This is a genomic window from Psychrobacter sp. TB55-MNA-CIBAN-0194, assembly GCF_040309505.1.
GTDB classification, from domain to species: Bacteria; Pseudomonadota; Gammaproteobacteria; order Pseudomonadales; family Moraxellaceae; genus Psychrobacter; species Psychrobacter fozii.
The window spans coordinates 1-261 of sequence record NZ_JBEOOW010000448.1 but is presented as its reverse complement, the minus strand read 5'-3'; the positions used below and the strand labels follow the sequence as shown (position 1 = coordinate 261).

The following is a 261-nucleotide window of genomic DNA, read 5'->3' as shown; positions in this document are numbered from 1 at the left end:
AAGCTGAACTAGCAATAGAGAGAGGTCGAGATGATTTAGCAAAATCAGCTTTACTTGAAAAACAAGCCATTAGTAACACAGTTGTAGCAAAGCAGCTGCAACTAGAAACGCTGCAGCAATCAATAACTAAAATGACAGCGGATTTTCAGCGTTTGCAACAAAAAATAGCCGAGGCTAAAGCCAAGCAAACACAGTTAGTACAGCGGCACAATATAGTGGCTGCAAGGGGGCAAATAAATAGCCAATTACAAAGTGAAAAAG

At 40.2% G+C, this 261-nt stretch carries 1 protein-coding gene; it reads left to right on the top strand.

From position 1 onward, the window contains the following. A partial coding sequence (locus AAEY75_RS15840; RefSeq protein WP_502944443.1) for a PspA/IM30 family protein occupies positions 1 to 261 on the top strand: 261 nt, incomplete at both ends.